The sequence below is a fragment of the Stenotrophomonas maltophilia genome (assembly GCF_006970445.1).
Classification (GTDB): domain Bacteria; phylum Pseudomonadota; class Gammaproteobacteria; order Xanthomonadales; family Xanthomonadaceae; genus Stenotrophomonas; species Stenotrophomonas maltophilia_AU.
This window is the reverse complement of record NZ_CP033877.1, coordinates 2,562,158-2,583,846: the sequence shown is the minus strand read 5'-3', so window position 1 is coordinate 2,583,846 and position 21,689 is coordinate 2,562,158. Positions and strand designations below refer to the sequence as shown.

General features: G+C 67.5%; 18 protein-coding genes. 8 read left to right on the top strand and 10 right to left on the bottom strand.

Annotation, left to right across the window (positions count from 1 at the left end):
• Positions 1 to 29: 29 nt before the first annotated feature.
• The gene (locus EGM71_RS11905; RefSeq protein ID WP_188485096.1) at positions 30 to 872 is read left to right on the top strand and encodes an OmpA family protein; all 843 of its coding nucleotides are present in this window, start codon (positions 30 to 32) and stop codon (positions 870 to 872) included.
• Between the two features lie 148 nt (positions 873 to 1,020).
• Complete coding sequence (locus EGM71_RS11900; RefSeq protein ID WP_223224455.1) at positions 1,021 to 1,284, top strand: DUF6959 family protein; 264 nt, start codon at positions 1,021 to 1,023, stop codon at positions 1,282 to 1,284.
• Positions 1,285 to 1,366: 82 nt separating this feature from the next.
• Here EGM71_RS11900 and EGM71_RS11895 read toward each other — a convergent pair whose 3' ends face one another.
• Positions 1,367 to 2,194, bottom strand: a complete 828-nt coding sequence (locus tag EGM71_RS11895) for a class I SAM-dependent methyltransferase (protein WP_188485095.1) — start codon at positions 2,192 to 2,194, stop codon at positions 1,367 to 1,369.
• Between the two features lie 63 nt (positions 2,195 to 2,257).
• On the opposite strand from EGM71_RS11895, the gene EGM71_RS11890 reads away from it, so the two are divergent.
• Positions 2,258 to 2,665 carry a MerR family transcriptional regulator gene (locus EGM71_RS11890; RefSeq protein ID WP_188485094.1) on the top strand — a complete coding sequence of 136 codons (408 nt, stop codon included), beginning with the start codon at positions 2,258 to 2,260 and terminating at the stop codon, positions 2,663 to 2,665.
• A gap of 73 nt (positions 2,666 to 2,738) precedes the next feature.
• Here the strand turns inward: EGM71_RS11890 and EGM71_RS11885 are convergent, their stop codons facing one another.
• From EGM71_RS11885 to EGM71_RS11875, 3 genes are all read right to left on the bottom strand, one after another.
• A complete protein-coding gene (locus tag EGM71_RS11885) occupies positions 2,739 to 3,455 on the bottom strand; it encodes an MgtC/SapB family protein (protein ID WP_005409984.1) in 717 nt (238 codons plus the stop codon).
• A 102-nt stretch (positions 3,456 to 3,557) separates the two neighbouring features.
• Positions 3,558 to 5,330, bottom strand: a complete 1,773-nt coding sequence (locus EGM71_RS11880) for a chloride channel protein (RefSeq protein WP_223224454.1) — start codon at positions 5,328 to 5,330, stop codon at positions 3,558 to 3,560.
• Positions 5,331 to 5,392: 62 nt separating this feature from the next.
• Complete coding sequence (locus EGM71_RS11875; protein WP_188485092.1) at positions 5,393 to 7,474, bottom strand: TonB-dependent receptor family protein; 2,082 nt, start codon at positions 7,472 to 7,474, stop codon at positions 5,393 to 5,395.
• 131 nt (positions 7,475 to 7,605) lie between these two features.
• Here EGM71_RS11875 and EGM71_RS11870 point away from each other — a divergent pair, with 131 nt between their 5' ends.
• Positions 7,606 to 8,526 carry a M14 family metallopeptidase gene (locus EGM71_RS11870; RefSeq protein WP_188485091.1) on the top strand — a complete coding sequence of 307 codons (921 nt, stop codon included), beginning with the start codon at positions 7,606 to 7,608 and terminating at the stop codon, positions 8,524 to 8,526.
• 76 nt (positions 8,527 to 8,602) lie between these two features.
• Here EGM71_RS11870 and EGM71_RS11865 read toward each other — a convergent pair whose 3' ends face one another.
• On the bottom strand, positions 8,603 to 9,454 hold the full coding sequence (locus EGM71_RS11865; protein ID WP_188485090.1) for a LysR family transcriptional regulator: 852 nt from the start codon (positions 9,452 to 9,454) through the stop codon (positions 8,603 to 8,605).
• Between the two features lie 162 nt (positions 9,455 to 9,616).
• On the opposite strand from EGM71_RS11865, the gene EGM71_RS11860 reads away from it, so the two are divergent.
• Together EGM71_RS11860 and EGM71_RS11855 are read left to right on the top strand one after the other, a co-directional pair.
• Complete coding sequence (locus EGM71_RS11860; protein WP_188485089.1) at positions 9,617 to 9,970, top strand: SMR family transporter; 354 nt, start codon at positions 9,617 to 9,619, stop codon at positions 9,968 to 9,970.
• Positions 9,970 to 10,293, top strand: coding sequence for a DMT family transporter (locus EGM71_RS11855; RefSeq protein WP_188485088.1), 324 nt, complete (start codon positions 9,970 to 9,972; stop codon positions 10,291 to 10,293). Before EGM71_RS11860 ends, EGM71_RS11855 begins: the two co-directional genes overlap by 1 nt.
• 125 nt (positions 10,294 to 10,418) lie before the next feature.
• On the opposite strand, the gene EGM71_RS11850 is transcribed toward EGM71_RS11855, so the two are convergent.
• The 3 genes from EGM71_RS11850 to EGM71_RS11840 all read right to left on the bottom strand — a co-directional run bounded on the left by EGM71_RS11850 (position 10,419) and on the right by EGM71_RS11840 (position 14,896).
• Positions 10,419 to 13,367, bottom strand: a complete 2,949-nt coding sequence (locus EGM71_RS11850) for a TonB-dependent receptor domain-containing protein (protein ID WP_188485087.1) — start codon at positions 13,365 to 13,367, stop codon at positions 10,419 to 10,421.
• 69 nt (positions 13,368 to 13,436) lie between these two features.
• Positions 13,437 to 14,381: a FecR family protein gene (locus tag EGM71_RS11845; protein ID WP_188485086.1), complete on the bottom strand. Its 945-nt coding sequence runs from the start codon at positions 14,379 to 14,381 to the stop codon at positions 13,437 to 13,439.
• Positions 14,378 to 14,896, bottom strand: a complete 519-nt coding sequence (locus EGM71_RS11840) for a sigma-70 family RNA polymerase sigma factor (RefSeq protein WP_188485085.1) — start codon at positions 14,894 to 14,896, stop codon at positions 14,378 to 14,380. The genes EGM71_RS11845 and EGM71_RS11840 overlap by 4 nt, the downstream gene beginning before the upstream one ends.
• 149 nt (positions 14,897 to 15,045) lie before the next feature.
• Between EGM71_RS11840 and EGM71_RS11835 the strand changes: the two genes are divergently transcribed.
• Together EGM71_RS11835 and betT are read left to right on the top strand one after the other, a co-directional pair.
• Positions 15,046 to 15,426, top strand: coding sequence for a VOC family protein (locus EGM71_RS11835; protein WP_188485084.1), 381 nt, complete (start codon positions 15,046 to 15,048; stop codon positions 15,424 to 15,426).
• Positions 15,427 to 15,619: 193 nt separating this feature from the next.
• On the top strand, positions 15,620 to 17,599 hold the full coding sequence (gene betT / locus EGM71_RS11830) for a choline BCCT transporter BetT (RefSeq protein WP_188485083.1): 1,980 nt from the start codon (positions 15,620 to 15,622) through the stop codon (positions 17,597 to 17,599).
• Between the two features lie 98 nt (positions 17,600 to 17,697).
• Here betT and EGM71_RS11825 read toward each other — a convergent pair whose 3' ends face one another.
• Together EGM71_RS11825 and EGM71_RS11820 are read right to left on the bottom strand one after the other, a co-directional pair.
• Entirely contained in the window at positions 17,698 to 20,325 is a 2,628-nt protein-coding gene (locus EGM71_RS11825; RefSeq protein ID WP_188485082.1) for a TonB-dependent receptor, read from the bottom strand.
• Positions 20,326 to 20,573: 248 nt separating this feature from the next.
• Entirely contained in the window at positions 20,574 to 21,551 is a 978-nt protein-coding gene (locus EGM71_RS11820; RefSeq protein WP_188485081.1) for a zinc-binding dehydrogenase, read from the bottom strand.
• Positions 21,552 to 21,689: the final 138 nt, after the last annotated feature.

Below are 21,689 nucleotides of genomic sequence, written 5' to 3'. Positions count from 1 at the left end.
ATCGCGGAAACGTCTACAGGGGGAATGACATGAAACAGCATCGCATCGCCCGCGCCGGCCAGTGTGCCGCCACGCTGGGCCTGATCCTGGGGATGGGCCTGCTGGCCGCCTGCCGCAGCCATGCGCCGGCCGCCGACGGTCCTGCCGAAGCCACCGCCGTGCACTTCCCGGAGGCCTCGAAGGCCTCGCTGAAGGAAGGCATCTATCCCGACGTCGCCGACCTGCGCCGCTTTGCGCCTGGCATGAGCAAGCGGCAGCTGTACACGCTGCTGGGCACGCCGCATTTCAACGAAGGCATGTGGGGCGTTCGCGAGTGGAACTACCTGTTCAATTTCCGCACCGCACAGGGCGCGGAGTACTTCACCTGCCAGTTCCAGGTCCGCTTTGACAGCAAGGGCATTGCCCAGGCGGGTTACTGGAAGCCGGAATCGTGCGCAGCCGTGCTCGACCCGCCGCGGCCACCGGCTCCGCCGGTACCGCCACCGGCACCGCTGCCGGAACAGCCGCTGCGGCTGTCGGCCGATGCGCTGTTCGGCTTTGACAGCGCGGTGCTCAGTGCTGAAGGCCAGCATGCGGTGCAGGGCGTCCTGGCGCAGGTGCGCGACGCAGCGCAGGTGCAGTCGATCCGGGTAACCGGCTACACCGACCGTATCGGCAGCGCCAGCTACAACCAGACGCTGTCGCAGCGCCGCGCCGACGCCGTGCGCAACGCGCTGGTGCAGGGGGGTGTGCCTGCAGCCAGCATCAGTGCCGAGGGGCGCGGCGCGGCCGAGCCGATTGTTCAGTGCGGGCAGCGCAACCGGCGCGAGCTGATTGCCTGCCTGGCGCCGAACCGGCGCGTGCAGATCGCCGGGATGGCGCAGCCACGTTGACCTTCCTGCGCCGGGGCGATGCCCCGGCATCCCGAGTCCCCCCTGACCGCCGGCAGGCGTGGCAACGTCTCCCCCGTCGTCCACGCCTGCCTGCGGCTCAGGTTTTCAAACGGTGCACGCGATGAATGCCCAATTCCTGCCACTCTCCATGAAGACGGAAGCTACGCTCAGCGTGTACGGCCAGCTCGGCAACCATGCCGTGGTGCGCATCCCCGGGCGGCGCCTGCCGGGCCTGATCCTGCAGGCCGATACCGTGGCCGGGTTCCTGGCCCAGCTGCAGGAAGCCCAGGCCTGCCTGCGCAGCGGCCGCGCGCAGCGCACCGACGCCGAGCTGGACATGCTGATAGACGTGCTGCAGCAGTGGTACGCCCTGATCGAATCGCGCCTGGCCGACGCCGGCGAGGCGCTGTAGAAGAAAAAGGGGACGGAGGGGATTAAGTCGTATCCGGCACAAACGGGGCATGTGCGACTTAATCCCCTCCGTCCCCTTTTTTCTAGGCGCGGGCGCGGACCAGCCAACAGGCGGCATCCACGCGAACGCGGTCACCTTCGATGAACGGCGCGAATGCGGCCAATGCCTTTTCGCGAAGCACGGCGGCGCGGGCTTCCGGCATCGATCGCAGTGCCAATCCCAACGGGCCCAGCTGGCCGACGTAGGTCGGCAGGTCTTCGCGGGCAATCGAGCAGGGCAGGTCCACTGCAACAACCTCCACGTCATTCCAACCGGCGTCCTGCAGCTGGCGCTGCACACGCTCGCCATCGGCGAAGGCGAATTGTCCTGGTGCGCCGGGTACCCGGGTTGGAAGATCCAGTTCATCGCCGATGGCGCGCTCGGCGGTGGTCATGAACGGATTCTCCCCGGCACTGCGCCAGGCGATGAAGCGCAGTCCGGCACCGGACTGTGCCGCGCGGTGCAGGTTGGCGAAGGCCGCACCGGTATCCTCGAAGAACATCACGCCCAAGCGTGACTGGATCCAGTCGAAGTGTGCGGGCGGCAGCGGATGCCGCTGCGCGTCGGCGACGATGAATTCCGCATCCAGCTCGGCGGCCTCGGCGCGCTGGCGGGCCAGCGCCAGCATCGGCGCGGAGATGTCCAGGCCGGTGCAGTGTGCCGCCGGGCGCGCTGCGGCAGCAGCCAGCAGGCTGGCGCCAGTACCGCAGCCGATGTCGAGCAGTTGCGTGACGGTATCCGGAAGTTCGGCCACCAGCAGGTCGGCCATCGGCTGGAACAGGCCGTCGAGAATGGCCTGCTGCGCAACCCAGATCTGGCCACCAGGGCCGTTCCACAGGGCGTTCTGATCAACGGGGGACGTGCTGGCCATGGCCTTGCCTCGGTGGGTAGTTGCCCATAGGTTGGCGCTTGAAGGTCACTTGAGGTCAAGCCCGTGCATGAACTGGATATCGGCGAGGTGGTGCGGCGCAGTGGCGTGCCGGCCTCGACCCTGCGTTACTACGAACAGCTGGGGTTGTTGCAGGCGCTGGGCCGTCGCGGCCTGCGTCGGCAGTATGACGAGCAGGTGCTGGAACGGCTGGCATTGATCGGTCTCGGCCAGGCAGCCGGGCTGTCGCTGCAGCAGATCGGAGCATCGCTGCCGCCGCAGCGTGGATGTATCTCGCTGGACCGGGAGGCCCTGCTGGCGCAAGCCGATGTGCTGCAGCGGCAGATCACCCGGCTGCAGCGGGTACGCCGGCACCTGCAACGTGCGGCGGCCTGCCCGGAAGCGCAGGACGCGCGGCAGTGCGGTTCATTCCGCAAGTTGCTGCGGGCACAGCAGCGCATGGCGGGTGGGTGAGGGACGAGCATCCACGCATGGCGTGGATCTGCTGCGACGCGACCTCGGTAGATCCACGCCATGCGTGGATGACTCAATCGCGGGTACTGACTTCCCAAGTGGCATGCAGCACGCCCGGCACATGCTCCATCCGTGCCAGCACGACGTCCAGCTCGTCGGCACTGACCGCCGTACTGACCAGCACCGCGATCACATCGGTAGGTGCGTCGGCATGCTCGACCACCTGCACATCGCCGACCGGGTACTGCGCGGCTTCCAGCGCATCGACCAGGCGCTCGCGTACCCGTGGCACGGCTTCGGCATCCACGCTCAGGCGCACCTCGTAGGTGGCCTCGGTGGCAGCCTCGTTGATCGGAATGCGGTTGATCGCATTCACCAGAGGCCGCAGCAGGGTGTTGCCGGCGATGATCAAGACTGTCAGCAGCACGCCTTCTGCCAGCATGTCCGCGCCGGTGCAGCTGCCGACCGCCGCTGAGCACCACAGGGTGGCGGCGGTGTTCAGGCCGCGCACGTTCATGCCTTCCTTCATGATCACGCCGGCACCGAGGAAGCCGACACCGGAGACCACGTAGGAGATCACCCGTACCGCCTCGGCACTGCCGGCGATGCGCATGCCGAGGTCGACGAAGGCGGCGGCGCCTACCGCCACCAGCACGTTGGTGCGCAGGCCGGCCGTGCGTTGCCGGTACTGGCGCTCGGCGCCGATCAGCGTACCCAGCACGAAGGCGGCCAGCAGGCTGACCACGGTGTCGGCGAAGGGGCCGGCCTGGAAGGTCTCAATGAAGCGCATGGCCGGAGTCTACCCGGTCGAGGTGACAGTAGATCCACGCCATGCGTGGATTTCGAAAGTGCCAGAAGCGACTTAATCCCCTCCGTCCCCTTTTTTGCGGGGTCAGTCGGTGTCGTCGACGCGCTCGCCCATCAGTTCGCGCTGGCGCTTGTCCAGCTCCTCGGCGTAGCGCTTGCGTACGAAGGCTTCAGAGACCACGCCCAGCACCTGGCCGTCGGCGGCGACCACGGCCAGTTCGTCGGCCTGGGTCTGGTCGAAGCGCTGCATCACGCTGACCACGTCCGAGGCCGGCGACAGTGACACGTCACGGTTCTCGGCCAGCTCGCCAATCGCGGTCTCCGGTTTCACGCCGTCGCCGTAGACGCGTGGAATCTGCACGATGCCGGCGTAGTGGCCCTCGCTGTCGATCAGGATCACCCGGCTGCCCGAGCCCAGCGGGAAGCGCTGGCGGAACGCCTCGGCGTCAAGGTCGGACGGGGCGGTGGCCACGCCCTTGCGCATCAGCCGGCCGGCGTTGAGGTTCTGCACCCAGCCCACGTCGCGGGCGCTCTTGATGGTCTCGCCGCGCAGGTGCATGCGCCAGGTCGAGAACGAGTAACCAAACCACTGCCGCACCAGCGTGCTGGAGACCAGCACCGCACTCATCACCACGCTGGTCAACAGGAAGTCGTGGGTGCCTTCCAGCACCAGCATGGCCATGGTCATTGGCGCGCCGACCACGGCTGCGGCCAGCGCCGCCATGCCGGCCAGCGCGGCGGAGGTGGCGTCGATCACCGGCACGCCGGTGGCCATGGCCAGCAGGCCGGCGAACAACGCGCCGACCAGGGTGCCCATGAACAGCGAGGCAAAGAACAGCCCGCCCCGGAAGCCGAACCCCAGCGAGATGCCCGAGGCCAGGCACTTCAGGGTCAGCAGGCCGCCGATCCAGATCAGCGGCAGATGCGTGGTCAGGTCCAGGTGCAGGGCGCCATGGCCGGACGACAACACCTGCGGGCTGGCCAGGGCCAGCGGAATCAGCAGCAGGCCGCCCACCACCGGGCGGCCCCACAGCGGCAACGGGCTGCGCTTGACCGTGCCCTCGATCGAGGCGATCAGCCGCATCACCGCGATGCCGACCATCGCGCAGCAGCAGCCGAGCAGGCCGTAGATGGCGTAGTCGGCGGCGCGCACGTCGATGGTCGAGGCAGCGGGCAGCAGGTAGGCCTCGATGCCGGCCTGGTCGGCCACGAACGCGCCGGCCAGTGCAGCCACCGCCACCGGCGCCAGTGCGGCCGGGGTGTAGGCGCCGATGACGATCTCGAAGGCGTAGAACGCACCGGCCAATGGCGCACCGAAGGCGGCGGCGATGGCACCGGCGGCACCGGCGCCGACCAGGATGCGCACGTCATTGCGGCGCAGGCGCATCACCCGGCCCAGCTGCGAACCACTGCCGGCGCCCATCTGTGTATACGAAGCCTCCAGACCCACCGAGGCGCCGCACCCATTGGACAGCAGGGTCTGGGTCAGCACGATCAGGTTGTCGCGCATCGACATGCGGCCGCCGTGCAGGGCATTGGCTTCCACCGCATCGAGCAGGGGCCGTTTGAGTCGTGTCGCCGCCAGGCTGACCAGGCCCACCAGCAGGCCACCCAGCGGCAGCACCAGCAGCGCGGTCCAGGTCAGCGCGGGCAGGGAGCTCAGGCGCATGCCTTCGTCCAGCCCGTACAGGGTGCCCTGCAGCCAGCGCGCGATGCCCGACTGCAGCAGGGTCAGGTAGCCGGCAAGCAGGCCGACCAGCAGCGCCAGCGCAATGAACCACAGGTCACTGCCGCGCAGCCGCAGGCGCAGGCCCTGGAAGGCCGAATGCAGGCGCGATGGCGAAACAGGCAGTGACATGGTGGCGGCATGATACGCCGCCACCGTGATCGCCACCGTCACTGCATCGGGCGGTTATCGCCTCAGAAGCGGTAGCGGCCCTGCACGTAGAACGTGCGCGGCGCGGCCACCATGCGGCCGGCGTTGCCATCGACGTTGCGGGTGTACCAGCGCTTGTCGGCCAGGTTGTTCACGCCCAGCGCGATCTCGCTGTCGCCCAGGCCCGGCACCTGCCAGGCCACCTGCGCGTTCCACAGGCGCACGCCCGGCACGCGGCCCACGCGCGCATCGGCGGTTTCTTCCCAGGTGTTGGCGGCATCGGAGAACTGGCCGCTCTGGTGGGTGCTGGAGACATTGAAGGTCCAGCCGGCCAGCGCGTAGCGGGCGCCGACGCTGTCGGTGTCGCGCGAGTAGAACGGCACGTCCAGGCCACGGTTGTCGCCCGACTGCTGGATCGCCTTCGTCCAGGTGTAGTTGGCGTACAGCTCCAGCCCGGCCAGTGCGCTGTCTTCGGCGAAGCGGTACTCCAGCGCGCTTTCCACGCCCTTGTGGTCGGTGGCGCCGATGTTCTGGAAGGTCGGCGGGGTGATCCCCGGCACCTGCAGGATCTGGTTGTCGAAGCGCATCTTGAATACGGTCACTTCCGCACGCAGTGCACCGTCCTGCCAGCGCGCGCCCAGTTCAGCGGTCTTTGCCACCTCCGGGTTCAGCGGATTGCTGGCGGTCTGCGAATTCAGCTGGATGTTCTGCACCGGCCCGAACGAGGTGGTGTAGTTGCCGAACACGGTCAGCTGCGGGGTCAGCAGGTAGGCGATGTTGAGCGAGGGCAGGGCCTTGTCGTTGCGGCTGCTGAAGGTCGCCGTGCCCCCGGCCTGGCGGCGGTCCATGTCGATCCATTCCATGCGCACGCCCGGGGTGATCCGCCACTGGCCGATCGCGATGCGGTCGTCGATGTAGAACGCATGGGCATCGGTGGCGTTGTCGAAGCGGGTGGTGGCGCTGGCCGCGCCAGTGCGGCGGGTGACGGTGTAGCTGCGGTCGTTGCCACGCTCGCGCAGGAAACGGTAGCCGGCGGTGATGTCGTGCACGCTGGCGCCCCAGTGCAGGCGCTGGGTGTAGCGTGGCTCGATGCCGAGCACGCGGTAGTCGCGCGGCTGCACGGTCAACTGGGTATTGGCGGCATTGACCAGCGAGCTGGCACGGTTGCTTTCGTTGTAATAGGCCAGCACCTCGAACTCGCTGTTGTCGGACAGCGTGTTGGTGTAGCCCAGGTCTATGCCGGTGCGGTGGCCCTTCCAGAAATCGGTGGGGCGGGTGTTCTGGAACGGATCGGCCTCGTACTGGGCGCGGGTCAGGCCGCCCGGGGTCAGCGAGCGCACATCGTAGTAGGACAGCTTGGCGCGCAGTTCCTGCTGCGCATCGATGGCGTAGGCGAACTTCAGCGCAAGGTCGTTGAAGCGGTCATCGCTGCCCTGGCGCCAGCCGCGGCCGTCCTGGCCGGAGTACAGCAGGGCCGCGCCCAGGCCATTGTCGCCGGTACCGCCGAGGAAGGCGTTGTACTGGGTGCTGTCGCCGCCGCCGTGGTCGTAGGCGGTGTAACGCACGCCGGCTTCGCCGTGCAGGCCGGCGCCGGTGGGAATGGCACGGGTGCTGAAGTTGATGATGCCGCCCACGTTCTGCGGGCCGTAGCGCACCGCACCGCCGCCGCGCACCACATCGATCGATTCGATGTTGGACAGGCTGGTCGGCGCGAACGACAGCTGCGGCTGGCCATACGGCGCCACCGCCAGCGGCACGCCGTCCAGCAGTACGGTCGAGCGCGGCGAGTAGCGCCCGGTCAGGCCGCGCACGCCGATGTTCAGCGAGACCGAGCTGCCGGCGGTGCCGGAGTTGTCGGTGACCTGTACGCCGGGGATGCGGCGCATGGCATCACCGATGCTGGCCGCGCCGCTGGCCTCGATGCGCTGGCGGTCGACCACCGTGCGTGCACCGGCAAAGCTCTTGACGCTGTCATGCAGGCCGGTGCCCAGCCAGCTGCCGGAGACCTGGATGCTGTCCAGCGTGGTGGCGCTGTCCTGGGCGAAGGCGCGGGTGGCCGGAAGCAGGCACAGGGCGAGGGCGGCGGCCAGGGGTAGGCCGGCCGGTTGCAGGGCGTGGATGGGCATCGGTGCGGGCTGTGGAAGGTCGTAAATGAGAATTATTGCTGATTCCATTCGCTATTGGAATGCATCCCCGGTTCATGCCGACGCCCCGGTGATAGAGTGGGCGATTGCTTCCTGACTCGCTGAGATCCGCCATGTCCCAAGCCGCCTTCTACCCCGTCGGAACCCCTGGCCAGCCGTGGGGAGCGGCGGAACGGGAGCTGTGGCGTGGCCGCCAGCAGCGCCTGCGTCGCTATGACGAGGAGGTGCTGCCGCGCATCGAGTCGCTGGCCTCGCGCTTCGACAAGGTGGCGTATGGCCAGCTCGACTACGCTGGCGATACCTACACTCTGTTCGCCCTGCGCAGCCGCGATTGGAACCCGGCGCTGCCGGCTGCCCTGGTTACCGGTGGCGTGCACGGTTATGAGACCAGCGGCGTGATGGGTGCGCTGGAATTCCTCGAAAAGCACGCCGCCGACTACGCCGGCAAGGCCAACCTGCTGGTGGCACCGTGCGTGAATCCGTGGGGCTTCGAGCGCATCAACCGCTGGAACTTCGATGCGATCGACCCGAACCGCAATTTCCGCGCCGATGGCCCGGCCCGCGAGTCGACCGCGCTGATCGAGCTGATCGCACCGATCAAGGACCAGTTCGTGCTGCACATCGACCTGCACGAGACCACCGACAGCGACGAGAGTGAGTTCCGCCCGGCGTTGGCCGCGCGTGACGGCAAGCCGTTCGAGCCGGGCCTGATTCCCGATGGCTTCTACCTGGTGGACGACAGCGAGAACCCGCAGGCGGCGTTCCAGCAGGCGGTCATCGCCGCGGTGGAGAAGGTCACCCACATCGCGCCGGCCGACGACAAGGGCGAGATCATCGGTTCGCCGGTGGTGGCCCATGGCGTGATCGAGTACCCGCTGGTGAAGCTGGGCCTGTGCGCCGGCATTACCGGCGCGAAGTACACCACCACCACCGAGGTCTACCCGGACAGCCCGCGCGCGACCCCGCAGCAGTGCAACGACGCGCAGGTGGCGGCAGTATGCTCGGCGCTGGATTACGCGCTCGCCCACCGCTGACACACAAAAAAGGGGACGGAGGGGATTAAGTCGTTTATGCATAAACGACTTAATCCCCTCCGTCCCCTTTTTCGGTTCACCCCAGCGCGTCGGCCCACCATAGTGCGGCAGGTCCCGGCGGCGTGTCGCGGCGCCACAGCAGGTCGCTGTGGATGCGCCGCGGCCAGCCGGGCAGGGTCAGTTCCACCAGCCGGCCACGGTCGTAGCGCTGCACCAGTGCCCGCGGCAGTTCGGCCCAGCCGATGCCGTCCTCGGCCATCTCCATCACCATCAGATAGTCAGTGGCGGTCCACGCCAGGCCGGTGACCACGCGCGATTGATCGACTTCCGCGCTCAGGCGCACCTGCCGGTGCCGCGCCAGCTGTGCGGCAGCGCGACGCCCGGCGCTGGCCAGCGGGTGTTCGCGCGCCACGTACACCGACAGTTCGCTGTGATGCGCCAGCGGCCGTGCCACCAGCCCATCCGGATAGTGCTCCTGCCGTGGCAGCAGGCCCAGACCGGCACGACCACTGGCGACCAGCTCCAGTACGTCCTCGCCCTCGGCATCCAGCCATTCCAGTTCGATTTCCGGGAATGCCTCGGCGAAGCGCTGCAGGATCCGTTGCTCGGGATCGAGCTGGTAGACATCGGAAAACACAACGGTCAGGCGCGGCTCGACCGGCGCGGCCAGACGCACGCTCAACTGCTGCAGGCGCGCATCGGCGGCCAGGATCTCCTGCGCGTGCCCCAGCACCTGGCGCCCGGCCTCGGTCAGCTGCGGGTAGCGCCCGCTGCGATCGAACAGGCTCACGCCCAGGTCGGCCTCCAGGTGGGCGATGGCGGTGCTGACCGTCGATTGGGTCTTGCGCAGCCGCCGTGCCGCGGCCGAGAACGAGCCCAGCGCGGCGGCTTCCACGAAGGCCTGCAGGGATTCAGGGGAATAGGGCATTGATCCATCGCTCCTATCGATGGAATCCATTTTGATACCACCGTAAAAGACGATGATACTAATCCCCGTCGCCCCTGTCTGCGAGGGGCGTTCCGGACCCTCCACGCGCGGCGTGGATCCATTGATGAGGCGGCGCGGTCCCCGTCCTGCAAGGAGTTTCACATGTCCCGTACTGTTCCCGCCCGTGGCGCGCTGGTCGCCTGGGCTTGCCTGACCGTGGCGATCATCGCCGAAGTGGTCGGCACCTCGTTCATGGCCCATGCCGCCCGCGATGGCGGCTGGACCGGCTATCTGGTCATGGCCGGCGCGCTGGCGCTGTCCTACTTCTTCCTGGCGCAGTCGGTGCGCCGCATCGCGGTGGGCGTGGCCTACGCGGTGTGGGAAGGCCTCGGCCTGACCCTGCTGACCGTGGTCGGCCTCACCGTCTTCGGTGAGAGCCTGTCGCTGCAGCAGCTGGCCGGCCTGGTGCTGGCGGTGGTGGGCATCGTCTGCGTCACTCTCGGGGAGGCGCACTGATGAATACCCTGGCCCTGTTTTTCGTGATCTGTTCGGCACTGATCGACGTCGCCGCCAACATGATGGTGGCCAAGTCGGAAGGTTTCCGTCGTTGGCGCTGGGGCGTCGGTGCGATCGTCCTGGTCTGGATCGCCTTTGCCCTGCTCGGCCAGGCCGTGCGCTATATGGACCTGGCCACCGCCTATGCAATGTGGGGGGCGATCGGCGTGATCGGTACCGCCACCTGCGGTCGCCTGCTGTTCGGCAACCGCCTGCGTCCGATTGGTTGGATCGGCATCGCGCTGGTCACTTTCGCGGTGCTGCTGCTGAGTACCGCGAAGTGATGCATCGTTGCGCCAACCAAGGTTGGCGCCTACCAGAACCACGGTTGGCACCTGCCAGAGCGTGAGCCGCCACAAGCAAGCGCCCCGGGGAGGATCTCTCCGGGGCGCTGCTGTTCCTGCAGCCGTTAGAAGCGTGCGGTGAAGTTCAGCCGCGTGGTGCGGCCCGGGCCGGGCATCAGGCTCATCGCCAGCGTGTCCATGTAGTAGGTGTTGCGCAGGTTGCTGACCACCAGCTCCACTTCGCTGCGCGGGGTGAACTGCCAGCGTGCATAGAAGTCGTAGATCGCGGTCGGCAGGTAGATGTTCTGCAGGCCAGTCGAGCCGGTGGTGTTCCAGGGCTTGTCCAGTTCATGGGTAGGGCCGCTGTTGTAGGTACGCCGGATACCGGTATCCAGGCGGCGATCGAACAGGCGGAAGCCCAGCGTGCTGTGGATCGAGTACTTCGGCGGGTTCTGTGCGTTGACGAACGAGGTGCCGAAGCCGCCGTCCACGCAGTCTGGCTTGGCGTCCAGCTTGCTCCACTTCGCATACGGATCTTCGCGCAGGCGCTTGGCGGTGGCCGCATCGCAGGTGCGCGCGCGCTGGTAATAGCTGGCCGACAGGTCCAGGTAGGCAATGCCGGCGTCATAACCGGACTGCAGCTCGTAACCGGACACCGTGTAGTTGTCGACGTTGTCGACATAGAAGGCCCAGTTGCTGGAATCGAAGCGACGGGTGATCGCGTTGTCGATATCGTTCTTGAACCAGGCGACCTTGAATGCCAGGCGATCACCGTCGCGCCACAGGTCCTGCTTGAGCAGGCTGAAGCCGATGTCCCAGGAACGGTTCTTCTCCGGCTTCAGGTCGGCCACCGGCGCCGAGGTGCTGTTGCCCAGCGTCGACTCGAACAGACTGGGCATCTTCCAGCCCTGCGCGTACTTCACGTAGAAGAACGTGTCCGCGTCGAGGTTGAAGCGCGCCTCGGCATAGGGCGCAAAGCCGTGGCCGGAGCGCCGGATCGCCGGCTTGTAGCCCCAGGCGGTGGGAATCTGCTTGGTGTAGAAGCCATTGGCACCACGCGGATCGCGGATGAATCCGTCGAAATCGTAGGTCTGGCCCAGCGTGCTGTCGCCATAGGGCGTGGCGCGCAGCGAGTCATAGGTGTAGTTGCCCTGTACATCCGGGTACCACTCCTTGTACCAGCCCGGCAGCAGCTGGCCGCCCTTGCTCAGGCGCGCGAAGGTGTAGCGCAGGTCACGCGATTCGCTGACGAAGGCCACGCGGTTGCGGTCGCGGGTGCGGTAGTCGATGAAGCGGCCGCCGGCGGTCAGTGACAGCCAGTCCCACGGCTGCCATTGCAACGAGGCCACCACGCTGGCCTCGCGGCGCGTGCCCGATCGCAGGTAACGGTTGTTGTTGTAGTCCACCGGCAGCACCGGCGAGTTCGGTGCGGTGTCCTCGTGCTGGAAGGAGGCGCCATAACGGAGCGTCCAGTCGCCCAGGCCGTTGCTGAAGCGGGTGGTGTTGCTGCTGTCCAGGCCCCAACGCCGGGTCTTCACGTCCGACTGCAAGCCGGGGCCGTAAGTCTCGCCCAGCGTGTCGGGCATCTGGTCGGAGGCCATTTCCTTGAACAGCGGCGTATTGGCGATATTGCTGTTGAACATGCGGCTGGTGGCGGTGGTGAACCACAGCGTGCTGCTCAGGTCCAGCCACGGGTGCGCCTCGGGGCGGTAGCGATGGCGTAGGGAGGTGGCGTTGACCCGCATCTTCCCGGGCTCGAACTGGAACATGGTGTTGGCCTTGTCCACGTAGGTCACCCATTCGTTGGACTCGCCCACGCGCCCGATTGCCGACGGCATGATTTCGCCGAAGCTGGAATTGAAGTAGCGGTGGCTCAGCTCCAGGCGCTGGTCGGGGTTGGGTGTCCAGGTGAATTTCAGCAGCGACGATTCGTTGTCGGTGTGCGTGTTGAGTACCTCATCGCCGGGGTGGTACATGTCCGAGACCGCCTGGCTGGACATACCGGTGCCGCCGCTGGAGAGGTGCTGGTCGTCGTAGCGGTGGGCGCCGTTGCTGCCAGCGAAGTAGTTGCCCTGGCGGCGTCGTGCGTAAGCGGCCACCAGCTGCCAGTCTTCGCCGCGCTGGGCGAAGGCCACGCTGCCGTTCCAGTCGCGCGGGTCGCGCAGGCTGTTGCGGTTGTCGCTGCCACGCGCGATCTGCTTGAACGTGCGGGTGCGGTCGATGCTGTTGTCGGCCACGCCGCCGCGCACGCGTAGGCCCCAGGCCTGGCCGTCGTCGAGAATGTCATCGACGTTCAGCGTTTCCATGTAGACCACGCCACCGATTGCGCTGGCGGCGTTGGCGGCCAGGCTCGGCCCCTTCTCGATGCTGACCGCGCTGATCAGGTCCGGGTCGAGGTAGCTGCGCTGCTGCACGCCGGCATAACCGCGGTACACGTCGATGGCCTGCTGGCCGCCGTCGATGATCACCGGCACCCGGTTCTGGCCCTGCAGGCCGCGGATGTTGACGTCCAGTGCTCCGCCATTGCGCACGTCTCCGGTGTGCACGCCGACCGCGCCGGCCAGCACGTCGCCGATCGACTGGCCGCGGAAGCGCTCCAGCTGCTGGTGGTCCAGGTGCACGCGCGAGCCGCTGTCACGGTAGACCGCATCGGCATCGGCCAGGCCCCACGGCGAGGCGCCTTCGCTGGCCTGGCCGGCCACACGCAGGGTGCCGATCTGGCGCACGCCGGCGTCGGTGGGCGGGGCGGCCTGCAGTACCACGCCACTGGCATCACGCTGGAAGGTCAGGCCGGTACCGGCCAGCAGCTGCGCCAGCGCGGCCTCGGCAGTGAGCGCGGCCTGCACGCCGCCGCTGTGGCGGCCTCGGGTCAGGCGCGCATCGGCGGCGATGGACAGGCCGGACTGCTGGCCGAATGTGGTCAAGGCCTGGTCGAGCGGTCCGGCCGCGATCTGCCAGCGAACGGCAGCGGCAGCATCCTGTGCATGGGCGGCGGCCGGCAACAGGCACGGGGTGGCCAGGGCCAGGCACAGCGCGATGGCCAGCGGGCGAGGGGAAGGGCAGGGTAGTTTCATGGGGGCGGCGACATCCGCAATGGGTTCCCTTGTAGGGCCCGCCGAGCGCGCAGAAAGGGAACCGCCATTTCAGATCGGACGCACGACGGTCCACCATGGCCAGCGTTGCTCGATGCGGATCGGCAGGGCGCGCGCCAGCAGTTTCAGGGCCTGCAGGCTGTCCAGGCGCGGTAGTACCGCGGTGACGTTGAGTGTGGCGAGCGCCGGATCGCAGCCCAGATAGCCCCGGTGGTGGCGGGCCAGTTCGTCGATCACCCGGATCAGCGGCGTGTCCTGCACCTGCAGGCGTCCGTCCTGCCAGTCGCCGCGCAGCGGATCCGCAGCGAGCGTTGAGAGCCCGCCCATCGGGCCGATCCGCACAGCGTCTCCCGCAGCCACGTCCAGCGCTGCGCCGAACTGCGGCAGGCAGCGCACCGCTCCTTCGAATACATCCAGTCGACTGCCCTGTGCCTCGCGCCCGACCGCAAAGCGGGTGCCGATCGGCTGCAGGCGCGCGCCCGGTACATGCACGGTCAGCGGCAAGCCGGTGAACGCAGGGTGGTGGCCGGTCTGCAGCAGCAGTTCGCCGCGCAGCAGGTGCAGGGCACGGCGACCGTTGCCGATGTCGATGGTCACTTCGCTGCCGGCGTTGAGCCACAACTGGCTGCCATCGGCCAACGTCCAATGACCGGTGCGCCCCGCAACCGTGTGTTGCGTCTGCAGGCTGCGTTGTTCGCGCAGCCCGTGCAGGCCGAGCAGGGAGATCGCACCGATGCCGAGGGCGCCGCCGAGGCTGCGAAGCGCGCGACGGCGGCGGCGGCCGGCGGCATCGAGCGCCGTTGCCGCGGCCGGTGCAGACAGCGGGGCGAATGATTGCCAGACCGACTCGACCCGGCGCCATGCATCGGCATGCCCGGCATCGGCCTGCAGCCAGGCGTGCCAGCGCTGCTGGTCGCCGTCAGACCAGCCCTGCTGGCGCAACGCGAACCACTCGGCAGCCTGTTCCAATGCCGGTGAAGCCATCACCGCGCTCATGCCGCAGCATCCCCGGACAGGCGCAGGCAATGCAGCATGGCCTGCGCCATGTACTTCTTGACCATGCGTTCGGACACGCCGAGCTGCACGCCGATCTCCGCATAGCCCAGGCCGGACAGCCGCGCCAGCAGGAACGCACGCCGTGGCCGCTCGGCCAGGCCGGACAGCATGTCGGCGATCGCGTGCAGCAGCTGCAGCGCCTGCGTGCGCTCTTCCGCCGAGGGATGTACGGGTTCCGGCTGAGCAGCCAGCGCGGCCAGGTAGGCGCGCTCCAGGTCCGCGCGCTGCCAATGGTTGACCAGCAGTGCATGGGCGATGGTGCTGAGATAGGCGCGGGGCAGGCGCAGCTCGGAGGGATCGATCCGGCGGCTGAGCAGCCGCAGGAAGGTGTCCTGGGTCAGGTCGGCGGCGCAGTCGGCGTTGTGGGTACGTCGGCGCAGCCAGCCGAGCAGCCAGCCATGGTGTTCGCGGTAGAACCCCGCCAGCGCAGTGCTGGAGGCGGCGGGCACGGCCATCGGCATGGGTCATTAATGAGAATGATTCCCATTATAGAATGATCGAGCGGCGCGCGACAAACGTTGCGCAGGGCGCAGCGGGGTAGCGCGCCCATTTGCGATGCCCGGCGTGCTCGCCGACACTGCGGTTTTCCACAAGGAGTGCCCGCATGTTCAGCCACATCACCGTTGGAACGAACGACATGGACGTCGCGCATCGCTTCTACGATGCCCTGTTCACTGCGCTGGGCGCCCGTCCGGGTGTGTTCGATGACAAGGGCCGGCTGGTGTACTTCAAGGATGGCCGCATGTTCATCGTCACCGCACCGATCGACGGTCAGCCCGCATGCCATGCCAACGGCGGCACGATTGGATTCACCCTCGACAGTACCGAGGCCGTGCGTGGCTGGCAGGATGCAGGCGTGGCCCACGGTGGCACCGCCATTGAAGACCCGGCTGGCATCCGCAGCATGGCCGGCCGCCAGCTGTTCCTGGCCTACCTGCGCGATCCGGACGGCAACAAGCTGTGCGCGGTGCATGTGATGTCGTAATTGGACAGTACGCGCATGGCCGCGTCGCAGGCAGTGCGCGCGGCTGTGCAAGCAGGCGTCTGCCGGCGCGCGCGTGATAACACGGAATGGTGGATCGGGCCTGCGATCGCAGGTCGCAACTTCATGCTCTGTCCACTGCGGTTCAGCCAGAATTGGTCGGCTAACCCTTTGATCTACCGGAGAACGCCGCCCCATGGAAGTACTGGAGCCGCAACAATCCCCGGTGCGCACCCTTCGGCCTGTGTTCGCCTTCGCGGCGATCGTTGTCGTGGCGTTCGCGCTGTTCGTCAGCCTGTTCCCGCTCGGCGCAGGCCGCTTGCTGGTCAAGGCGCAGGACTGGGCCGCACTCAATGTCGGCTGGTACTACCTGCTGGCAATGACCCTGTACCTGGTGTTCGTGGTCGGTGTGGCGCTGTCCAAGTATGGTGGCATCAAACTCGGCGCCGACCATGACGAGCCGGAGTTCAGCTACCTCTCCTGGGCCGGCATGCTGTTCGCCGCCGGCATCAGCATCACCCTGTTCTTCTTCTGCGTTTCCGAACCGCTGACCCACTACCTGCAGCCGCCGCAGGGCGATCCCGCCGCGGGCGAGGCCGGCGCGCGCCAGGCCATGCAGCTGCTGTTCCTGCACTGGGGCCTGCATGGCTGGGGCGTGTTCGCGCTGGCGGCGATGGCGATGGCCTACTTCGCCTACCGCCACAACCTGCCACTTGCCCTGCGCTCGGCGCTGTATCCGCTGATCGGCAAGCGCATCAACGGGCCAATCGGCTACACCGTGGATGCGCTGGGCATCGTCGCCACCGTGTTCGGCATCGGTGCCGACATGGGCTTCGGCGTGCTGCACCTCAACGCCGGCCTGTCGCACCTGTTCAACATCCCGCATTCCAACCTGGTGCAGATCATCCTGGTGGTCAGCATGATGGGCGCGGCGGTGGCCGTGGCGGTTTCAGGCGTGGAGAAGGGCGTGCGCTGGATGGCCAACATCAACATGCTGCTGGCGATCGCGCTGGTGCTGTTCATGCTGTGCGCCGGCCCCACCCAGTACCTGCTCAGCACGTTGATGCAGAACCTGGGCGACTACCTGGGCAGCGTGGTCGGCAAGAGTTTCGATGTGTACGCCTATGGCGGCCGGCCGGAATGGCTGGGTGGCTGGACGGTGTTCTACTGGGCCTGGTGGATCGGCTGGGCGCCGTTCGTCGGCCTGTTCATCGCGCGCATCTCGCGTGGCCGCACCATCCGCGAATTCGTGTTCGGTGTGCTGCTGATCCCGCTGGGCTTCACCCTGGCCTGGCTGTCGATCTTCGGCAACAGCGCGCTGGACCAGGTGCTGCATCACGGCCAGCAGCAGCTGGCACAGCTGGCGGTGGATGATCCACCGACGGTGCTGTATGCATTGCTGGATGGCTACCCGTGGAGCCGCACGGTGATCGCGGTGACGGTGCTGGTCAGCTTCATCTTCTTCGTGACCTCGGCCGACTCGGGGGCGGTAGTGTTGTCCACGTTGTCCTCGCATGGCGGCGCGCCGGAGGATGATGGTCCGCGTTGGCTGCGCGTGTTCTGGGGCACGGTGATCGCGGTGCTGACCGCCGGGTTGCTGCTGGCCGGCAGCATCGATGCGCTCAAATCTGCGGTGGTGCTGGCGTCGCTGCCGTTCTCGGCGGTGCTGCTGCTGATGATGTGGGGCCTGACCCGCGCCTTCAGTGACGAATCGCACCGCAAGCGCGCGCTGCAGTACCGGCCCTCGCCGCTGATCGGTGACGACCGCCACCATCAGGGCTGGCGCCAGCGCCTGAGCCAGGCCATGCACTTCCCGGTGCGCGACCAGGTCTACCGCTTCATGGATGACACGGTGAAGCCGGCGATGGAAGCGGTGGCCGAACAGCTGCGCGGGCAGGGCTGGGACGTGGCGACGCGCTTCGAGGCCGGCGACATGGAGCTGACGGTGAACCACGGCGAGCAGCAGGACTTCCTGTACCGGGTGATCCTCAGTGGCTACCTGACCCCATCGTTCGCCGCACAGCAGCTGCGCAACCAGCGCTACTACCGCGCCGAAGTGCACCTGTACGAAGGCAGCCAGGATTACGACCTGGTGGGCTACAGCCGCAAGCAGATCATCAACGACATCATCAGCCAGTACGAACGGCACCTGCAGTTCCTGCACCTGAGCCGCTGATGCACGACCGCCGGGCTTGCCCCGGCGGTCGGTGGTAGTGCCGGCCGCTGGCCGGCAGCACAAATGGGGCGGCGCATCACCGCCGCCCCGATATCGCGTCAGAACCGGTAGCGCGCACCCAGCGAGACGAACTGCCCGCGCAGGTTGTACTGGCTGATGTCGAAACCATTGGAGCCGCCGGCCGGATCGAACGGCGGGTCCTTGTCGGTCAGGTTCAGCACCGACAGCGACAGCGTGGTGTTGGGAATACCTTCGTACGCCACGTACAGGTCCAGCTGGTGATACGGCTTGATGCGGTCGCGCAGGCCCGGGTTGCTGGTCGCCGTCGCCACGCGCTGGTCGTAGCCGCTCACGTACTGCAGGCTCAGCGTGCTGCTCCAGTCACCCACCGCCCAGTTCAGCGAGGTGGTGCCGCGGGTGCGCGGCAGTGCGCCGTGGCGGTTGTTGCCGGCCCCGTCATAGGGCGCCTGGCCGGCCACCAGCGGCTGCTTGAAGCTGAGCAGGTGGGTCCAGCTGCCGGCCACGGTGAAGTTGCCCCAGCCCTCGGTGCGGAAGGTGTGGTTGGCGTCCAGGTCCAGCCCCGAGGTGGTCAGTTCGCCCTGGTTGGCGTACTGGTTGGTGATGAACTGGATGCGTCCCTGTGCATCACGCTGCACGCGGCCGGGGAACAGCGTCGGGTTGTCGACGATGAACTGCGCGCTGTCCGGCTTGACCAGGTTGTCCTGCTCGATGCGGTACCAGTCCAGGCCGATGCTGGTGTCGCCATCCGGCGACCACACTGCACCGACGTTGAAGTTGCGCGAGCGCTCGGCCTTCAGGTCCGGGTTGCCGGTACGGATGTTGGTGATGCCACGGCTGCCGCCGGGCTGCAGCGGGTCCAGCGGATCGATCACCGAGCCGTAGCTGACGGTCTGGCCCGGCGCGATCTCCGGCAGCGAAGGCGCGCGGAACCCGCGCGAGAACGAACCGCGCAGCAGCAGGCTGTCCAACGGCTGCCAGCGCAGCGCCACCTTCGGCGAGAACGCCTTGCCGAAATCATCGTAGTGGTCGCCGCGGCCGGCCACCTGCAGTTCCAGCGTGCGGTGCAGCGGCACGCTCAGTTCGGCGTAGGCGGCGCTGACCTGGCGCTCGCCGTTGACCACGTTGATGGCCGGGCGCAGTTCGGTGCCCGACAGCACCTGTGCGCTGGTGCGGGCATCCAGTGATTCCTTGCGGAACTCGGCACCCCAGGCGAAGCCGACCGCACCGGCCGGCAGCTCCCACAGCGAGGTCGAGGCCTTCACGTTCAACGAGTGCAGCTTGTACCAGCCCGGGCGCTTGGTCTGCAGGCGCAGTGCATCCAGCGCGCCCGGGGTGCTGGACGGGTTGAGGAAGTTGTAGCTGCCATCGCGCAGGATCTGTTCGAACGCGTAGCGGTTGACGAAATTGTCGACGTACTCGCGCTGTGCACTCTGCGAGGTCAGCGCCGCCACTTCCCAGTCCCAGCGTTCACCGCTGCCGCGCACGCCGGCCAGGGCACGGTAGAACACCTGCGTGTTGTCCTTCAGGCGCGGGCCGAGATCGAAGAAGGTGTACTCGAACGGCAGCGGCGCGCTGCCCGGGTTGTTCGGATGGCCGACCGGCAACACCGCCGGTACGTCGATCAGGGTGCCGGTGGCCGGGTTGTAGGCGCGCAGGCCGGGGCCGACGGTCAGCGGCGCGCTGAAGATCTGGTCGGCCTTGTTGTGGCTGTACAGCACGTCGGCGAATGCCTCGACGCTGTCATTGAAGCGGTAGGTCGCACTCAACGACGCCTGCAGGCGCTCGGCGCCGGGCTGCAGGGTCTTGAACGGTTGCGCGTTGAAGGCGCAGGCCTGGCCGGGCAGGGTGCTGCCGAAATCGCTGTAGGGGCGCAGCTGGCTGCCCTCGGGGCAACTGGCGAACGGCTGCGGTGCACGCGGGTTGGACAGCCAGTTGCCACCGGCGGTGGACCAGCCGGCCAGGCGGCCACCGGGCTTGTCGCGGAAGTCGCCGCTGCGGGTATAGGCGCGGTCATCACCATCGAGGCGGTCGCGCTTGAGCAGGTCCAGCCCGAACAGCACGTTCCAGCCCTGCTGTTCAAGGTCGCCGAAGCCGGCCAGCAGGTTGGCCTTGCGCTCATCGAGGCCGCCCTGGGTGGCGGTACCGAAGCCGCCGCCCACTTCCACACCCTGGAAGTTCCTGCGCAGGATGATGTTGATGACGCCGGCGATGGCATCGGAACCGTACACCGCCGACGCACCATCCTTCAGCACTTCGATGCGTTCGACCGCGCTGATCGGCAGCGCGTTGAGGTCGACGAAGGTGTCCTGCGTGTTGAGCGCAAAGCCGAAGTTGGACACACGATAGCCGTTGACCAGCACCAGCGTGTTCTTCGGCGACAGGCCACGCAGGCCGATCGAGGCCGAGCCCGCGGCGAAGCTGCCGGTGTACTGCTCGTCGAAGCTGTTGCCGGCATTGGCCGACAGGTTGCGCAGCACGTCGGTGAGGGTGGAGCGGCCGGTCTGCTCGATCTGTTCGCGGCTGACGATCTGCACCGGGTTGGGCCCGGCGGTATCGCTGCGCTTGATGTTGGAACCGGTCACCAGCACGGTGCCCAGGGTGGTGCTGTCCTTGCCGGCATCGGCGGATTCAGCGGCGCCGGCAGCGCCGGCGGTGAGGCCCAGCGCGATCGCGCCGGCAAGCAGGTTCAGGGTGGTGCGGTACATGGAAGCGACAACGCCGAACGGGGGAGGAGCCGTCAGTACCGCATGCAGGTACCTGCGCCTTCCAATGACGAAAGCGCATTCAGTTATACATCACAGGTTCTTAACGAAAGTAGGCGCACCCGGCGGCGCGGTCTGTCCTTCGGTTGGTGCGGGCCGATCTGTGGAGGGGGCGGACCGTTGGTCCGCACTCCTCCTGGGGGTCAGATCCCTTTCCAACGGAAAGGGATCTGCCCCCGGTTGTCCGACCCTCAGGGCCGCAGCAACACCTTGCCGTTGCGGCCCGAACCGGCGCCGACCTTCGCCGCCTGGGCGATGTCGTCCAGTGCGAAGATCTGCTCAACCGGCAGGGTCAGTTCGCCGCCAGCAGCACGATTCAGCAGTTCGCCAACCAGCCGGCGCTTGTCCTCCACCGCCATCGCCTGACTGACCTTGCTGCCCCAGAAGCCCTTCACCGTGGCCTCCTTGTAGATCAGGCCGCCGGCCGGGATGCGCATCGGTTCGCCGCTCATCACCCCGAACGACACCAGCGTGCCGTGGTGGCCGAGCAGGTCGACCAGGTCACCGCTGGCGTCGCCGCCGATGGAATCCACCGCGGCCGCGGCCTGTGCTTCGCCGGTCGCTTCACGCACGCGATCCTTCCAACCATCCACAGAGGTGTCGAACACATGATCGATGCCCAGCGCCCGCAACTGCGCGACTGCATCGGCATTGCGCACCAGGTTGGCCACATGCACGCCACGGGCCCGCGCCAGCATCGCCAGCGACTTGCCCACCGCGCCGTTGGCGGTGTTCTGTACGATCCACTGGCCTGCTTCGACGTGCAGGAATTCCAGCAGCATCAGCGCGCTCAGCGGCATGGCGATCAGCTGCGCGGCCATTTCGTCGGGGATCGCGTCCGGCATCGGAATCACCATGCGTGCCGGTGCAATGAACGCCTCGGCCCAGGTGCCGTGCACCGAGGCGGCGGCCACCCGCTGGCCGATCTGCAGGCCGTCGACGCCATCGCCGAGTGCATCGACCACGCCCAGTGCTTCACTACCACCGATCGCCGGCAGCGTCGGCTTGTAGCCGTAGAGGCCACGCACGGTCAGCAGGTCGTGATTGTGGATCGAGGCCAGCACGGTGCGGATGCGCACTTCGCCGGGGCCGGGCTCGGGCAGGGGCGCATCGGTAATGGCGAGGACGTCGGCCGGGTCGCCGAAGGAGGGGTACTGGGCAGCGCGCATGGGCGGTGTTCCGGGGAAAGTTGATGTTCTACCGAACTGGGGACGCAGGCGTTGTCGACAAGGCGCCGCCGGTGCAACACGGCATCCTGCGACTGATCGTCGCGACATGTGCTGATTACCGCATCTTGTGTTGACGGC

What these genes read in the sequence shown, in the direction of transcription:
- EGM71_RS11905 (WP_188485096.1), top strand. Translation starts at nt 30, where the DNA reads ATGAAACAGCATCGCATCGCCCGCGCCGGCCAGTGTGCCGCCACGCTG.
- EGM71_RS11900 (WP_223224455.1), top strand. Translation starts at nt 1,021, where the DNA reads ATGAAGACGGAAGCTACGCTCAGCGTGTACGGCCAGCTCGGCAACCAT.
- EGM71_RS11895 (WP_188485095.1), bottom strand. Translation starts at nt 2,194, where the DNA reads ATGGCCAGCACGTCCCCCGTTGATCAGAACGCCCTGTGGAACGGCCCT.
- EGM71_RS11885 (WP_005409984.1), bottom strand. Translation starts at nt 3,455, where the DNA reads ATGCGCTTCATTGAGACCTTCCAGGCCGGCCCCTTCGCCGACACCGTG.
- EGM71_RS11880 (WP_223224454.1), bottom strand. Translation starts at nt 5,330, where the DNA reads ATGTCACTGCCTGTTTCGCCATCGCGCCTGCATTCGGCCTTCCAGGGC.
- EGM71_RS11875 (WP_188485092.1), bottom strand. Translation starts at nt 7,474, where the DNA reads ATGCCCATCCACGCCCTGCAACCGGCCGGCCTACCCCTGGCCGCCGCC.
- EGM71_RS11870 (WP_188485091.1), top strand. Translation starts at nt 7,606, where the DNA reads ATGTCCCAAGCCGCCTTCTACCCCGTCGGAACCCCTGGCCAGCCGTGG.
- EGM71_RS11865 (WP_188485090.1), bottom strand. Translation starts at nt 9,454, where the DNA reads ATGCCCTATTCCCCTGAATCCCTGCAGGCCTTCGTGGAAGCCGCCGCG.
- EGM71_RS11860 (WP_188485089.1), top strand. Translation starts at nt 9,617, where the DNA reads ATGTCCCGTACTGTTCCCGCCCGTGGCGCGCTGGTCGCCTGGGCTTGC.
- EGM71_RS11855 (WP_188485088.1), top strand. Translation starts at nt 9,970, where the DNA reads ATGAATACCCTGGCCCTGTTTTTCGTGATCTGTTCGGCACTGATCGAC.
- EGM71_RS11850 (WP_188485087.1), bottom strand. Translation starts at nt 13,367, where the DNA reads ATGAAACTACCCTGCCCTTCCCCTCGCCCGCTGGCCATCGCGCTGTGC.
- EGM71_RS11845 (WP_188485086.1), bottom strand. Translation starts at nt 14,381, where the DNA reads ATGAGCGCGGTGATGGCTTCACCGGCATTGGAACAGGCTGCCGAGTGG.
- EGM71_RS11840 (WP_188485085.1), bottom strand. Translation starts at nt 14,896, where the DNA reads ATGGCCGTGCCCGCCGCCTCCAGCACTGCGCTGGCGGGGTTCTACCGC.
- EGM71_RS11835 (WP_188485084.1), top strand. Translation starts at nt 15,046, where the DNA reads ATGTTCAGCCACATCACCGTTGGAACGAACGACATGGACGTCGCGCAT.
- betT (WP_188485083.1), top strand. Translation starts at nt 15,620, where the DNA reads ATGGAAGTACTGGAGCCGCAACAATCCCCGGTGCGCACCCTTCGGCCT.
- EGM71_RS11825 (WP_188485082.1), bottom strand. Translation starts at nt 20,325, where the DNA reads ATGTACCGCACCACCCTGAACCTGCTTGCCGGCGCGATCGCGCTGGGC.
- EGM71_RS11820 (WP_188485081.1), bottom strand. Translation starts at nt 21,551, where the DNA reads ATGCGCGCTGCCCAGTACCCCTCCTTCGGCGACCCGGCCGACGTCCTC.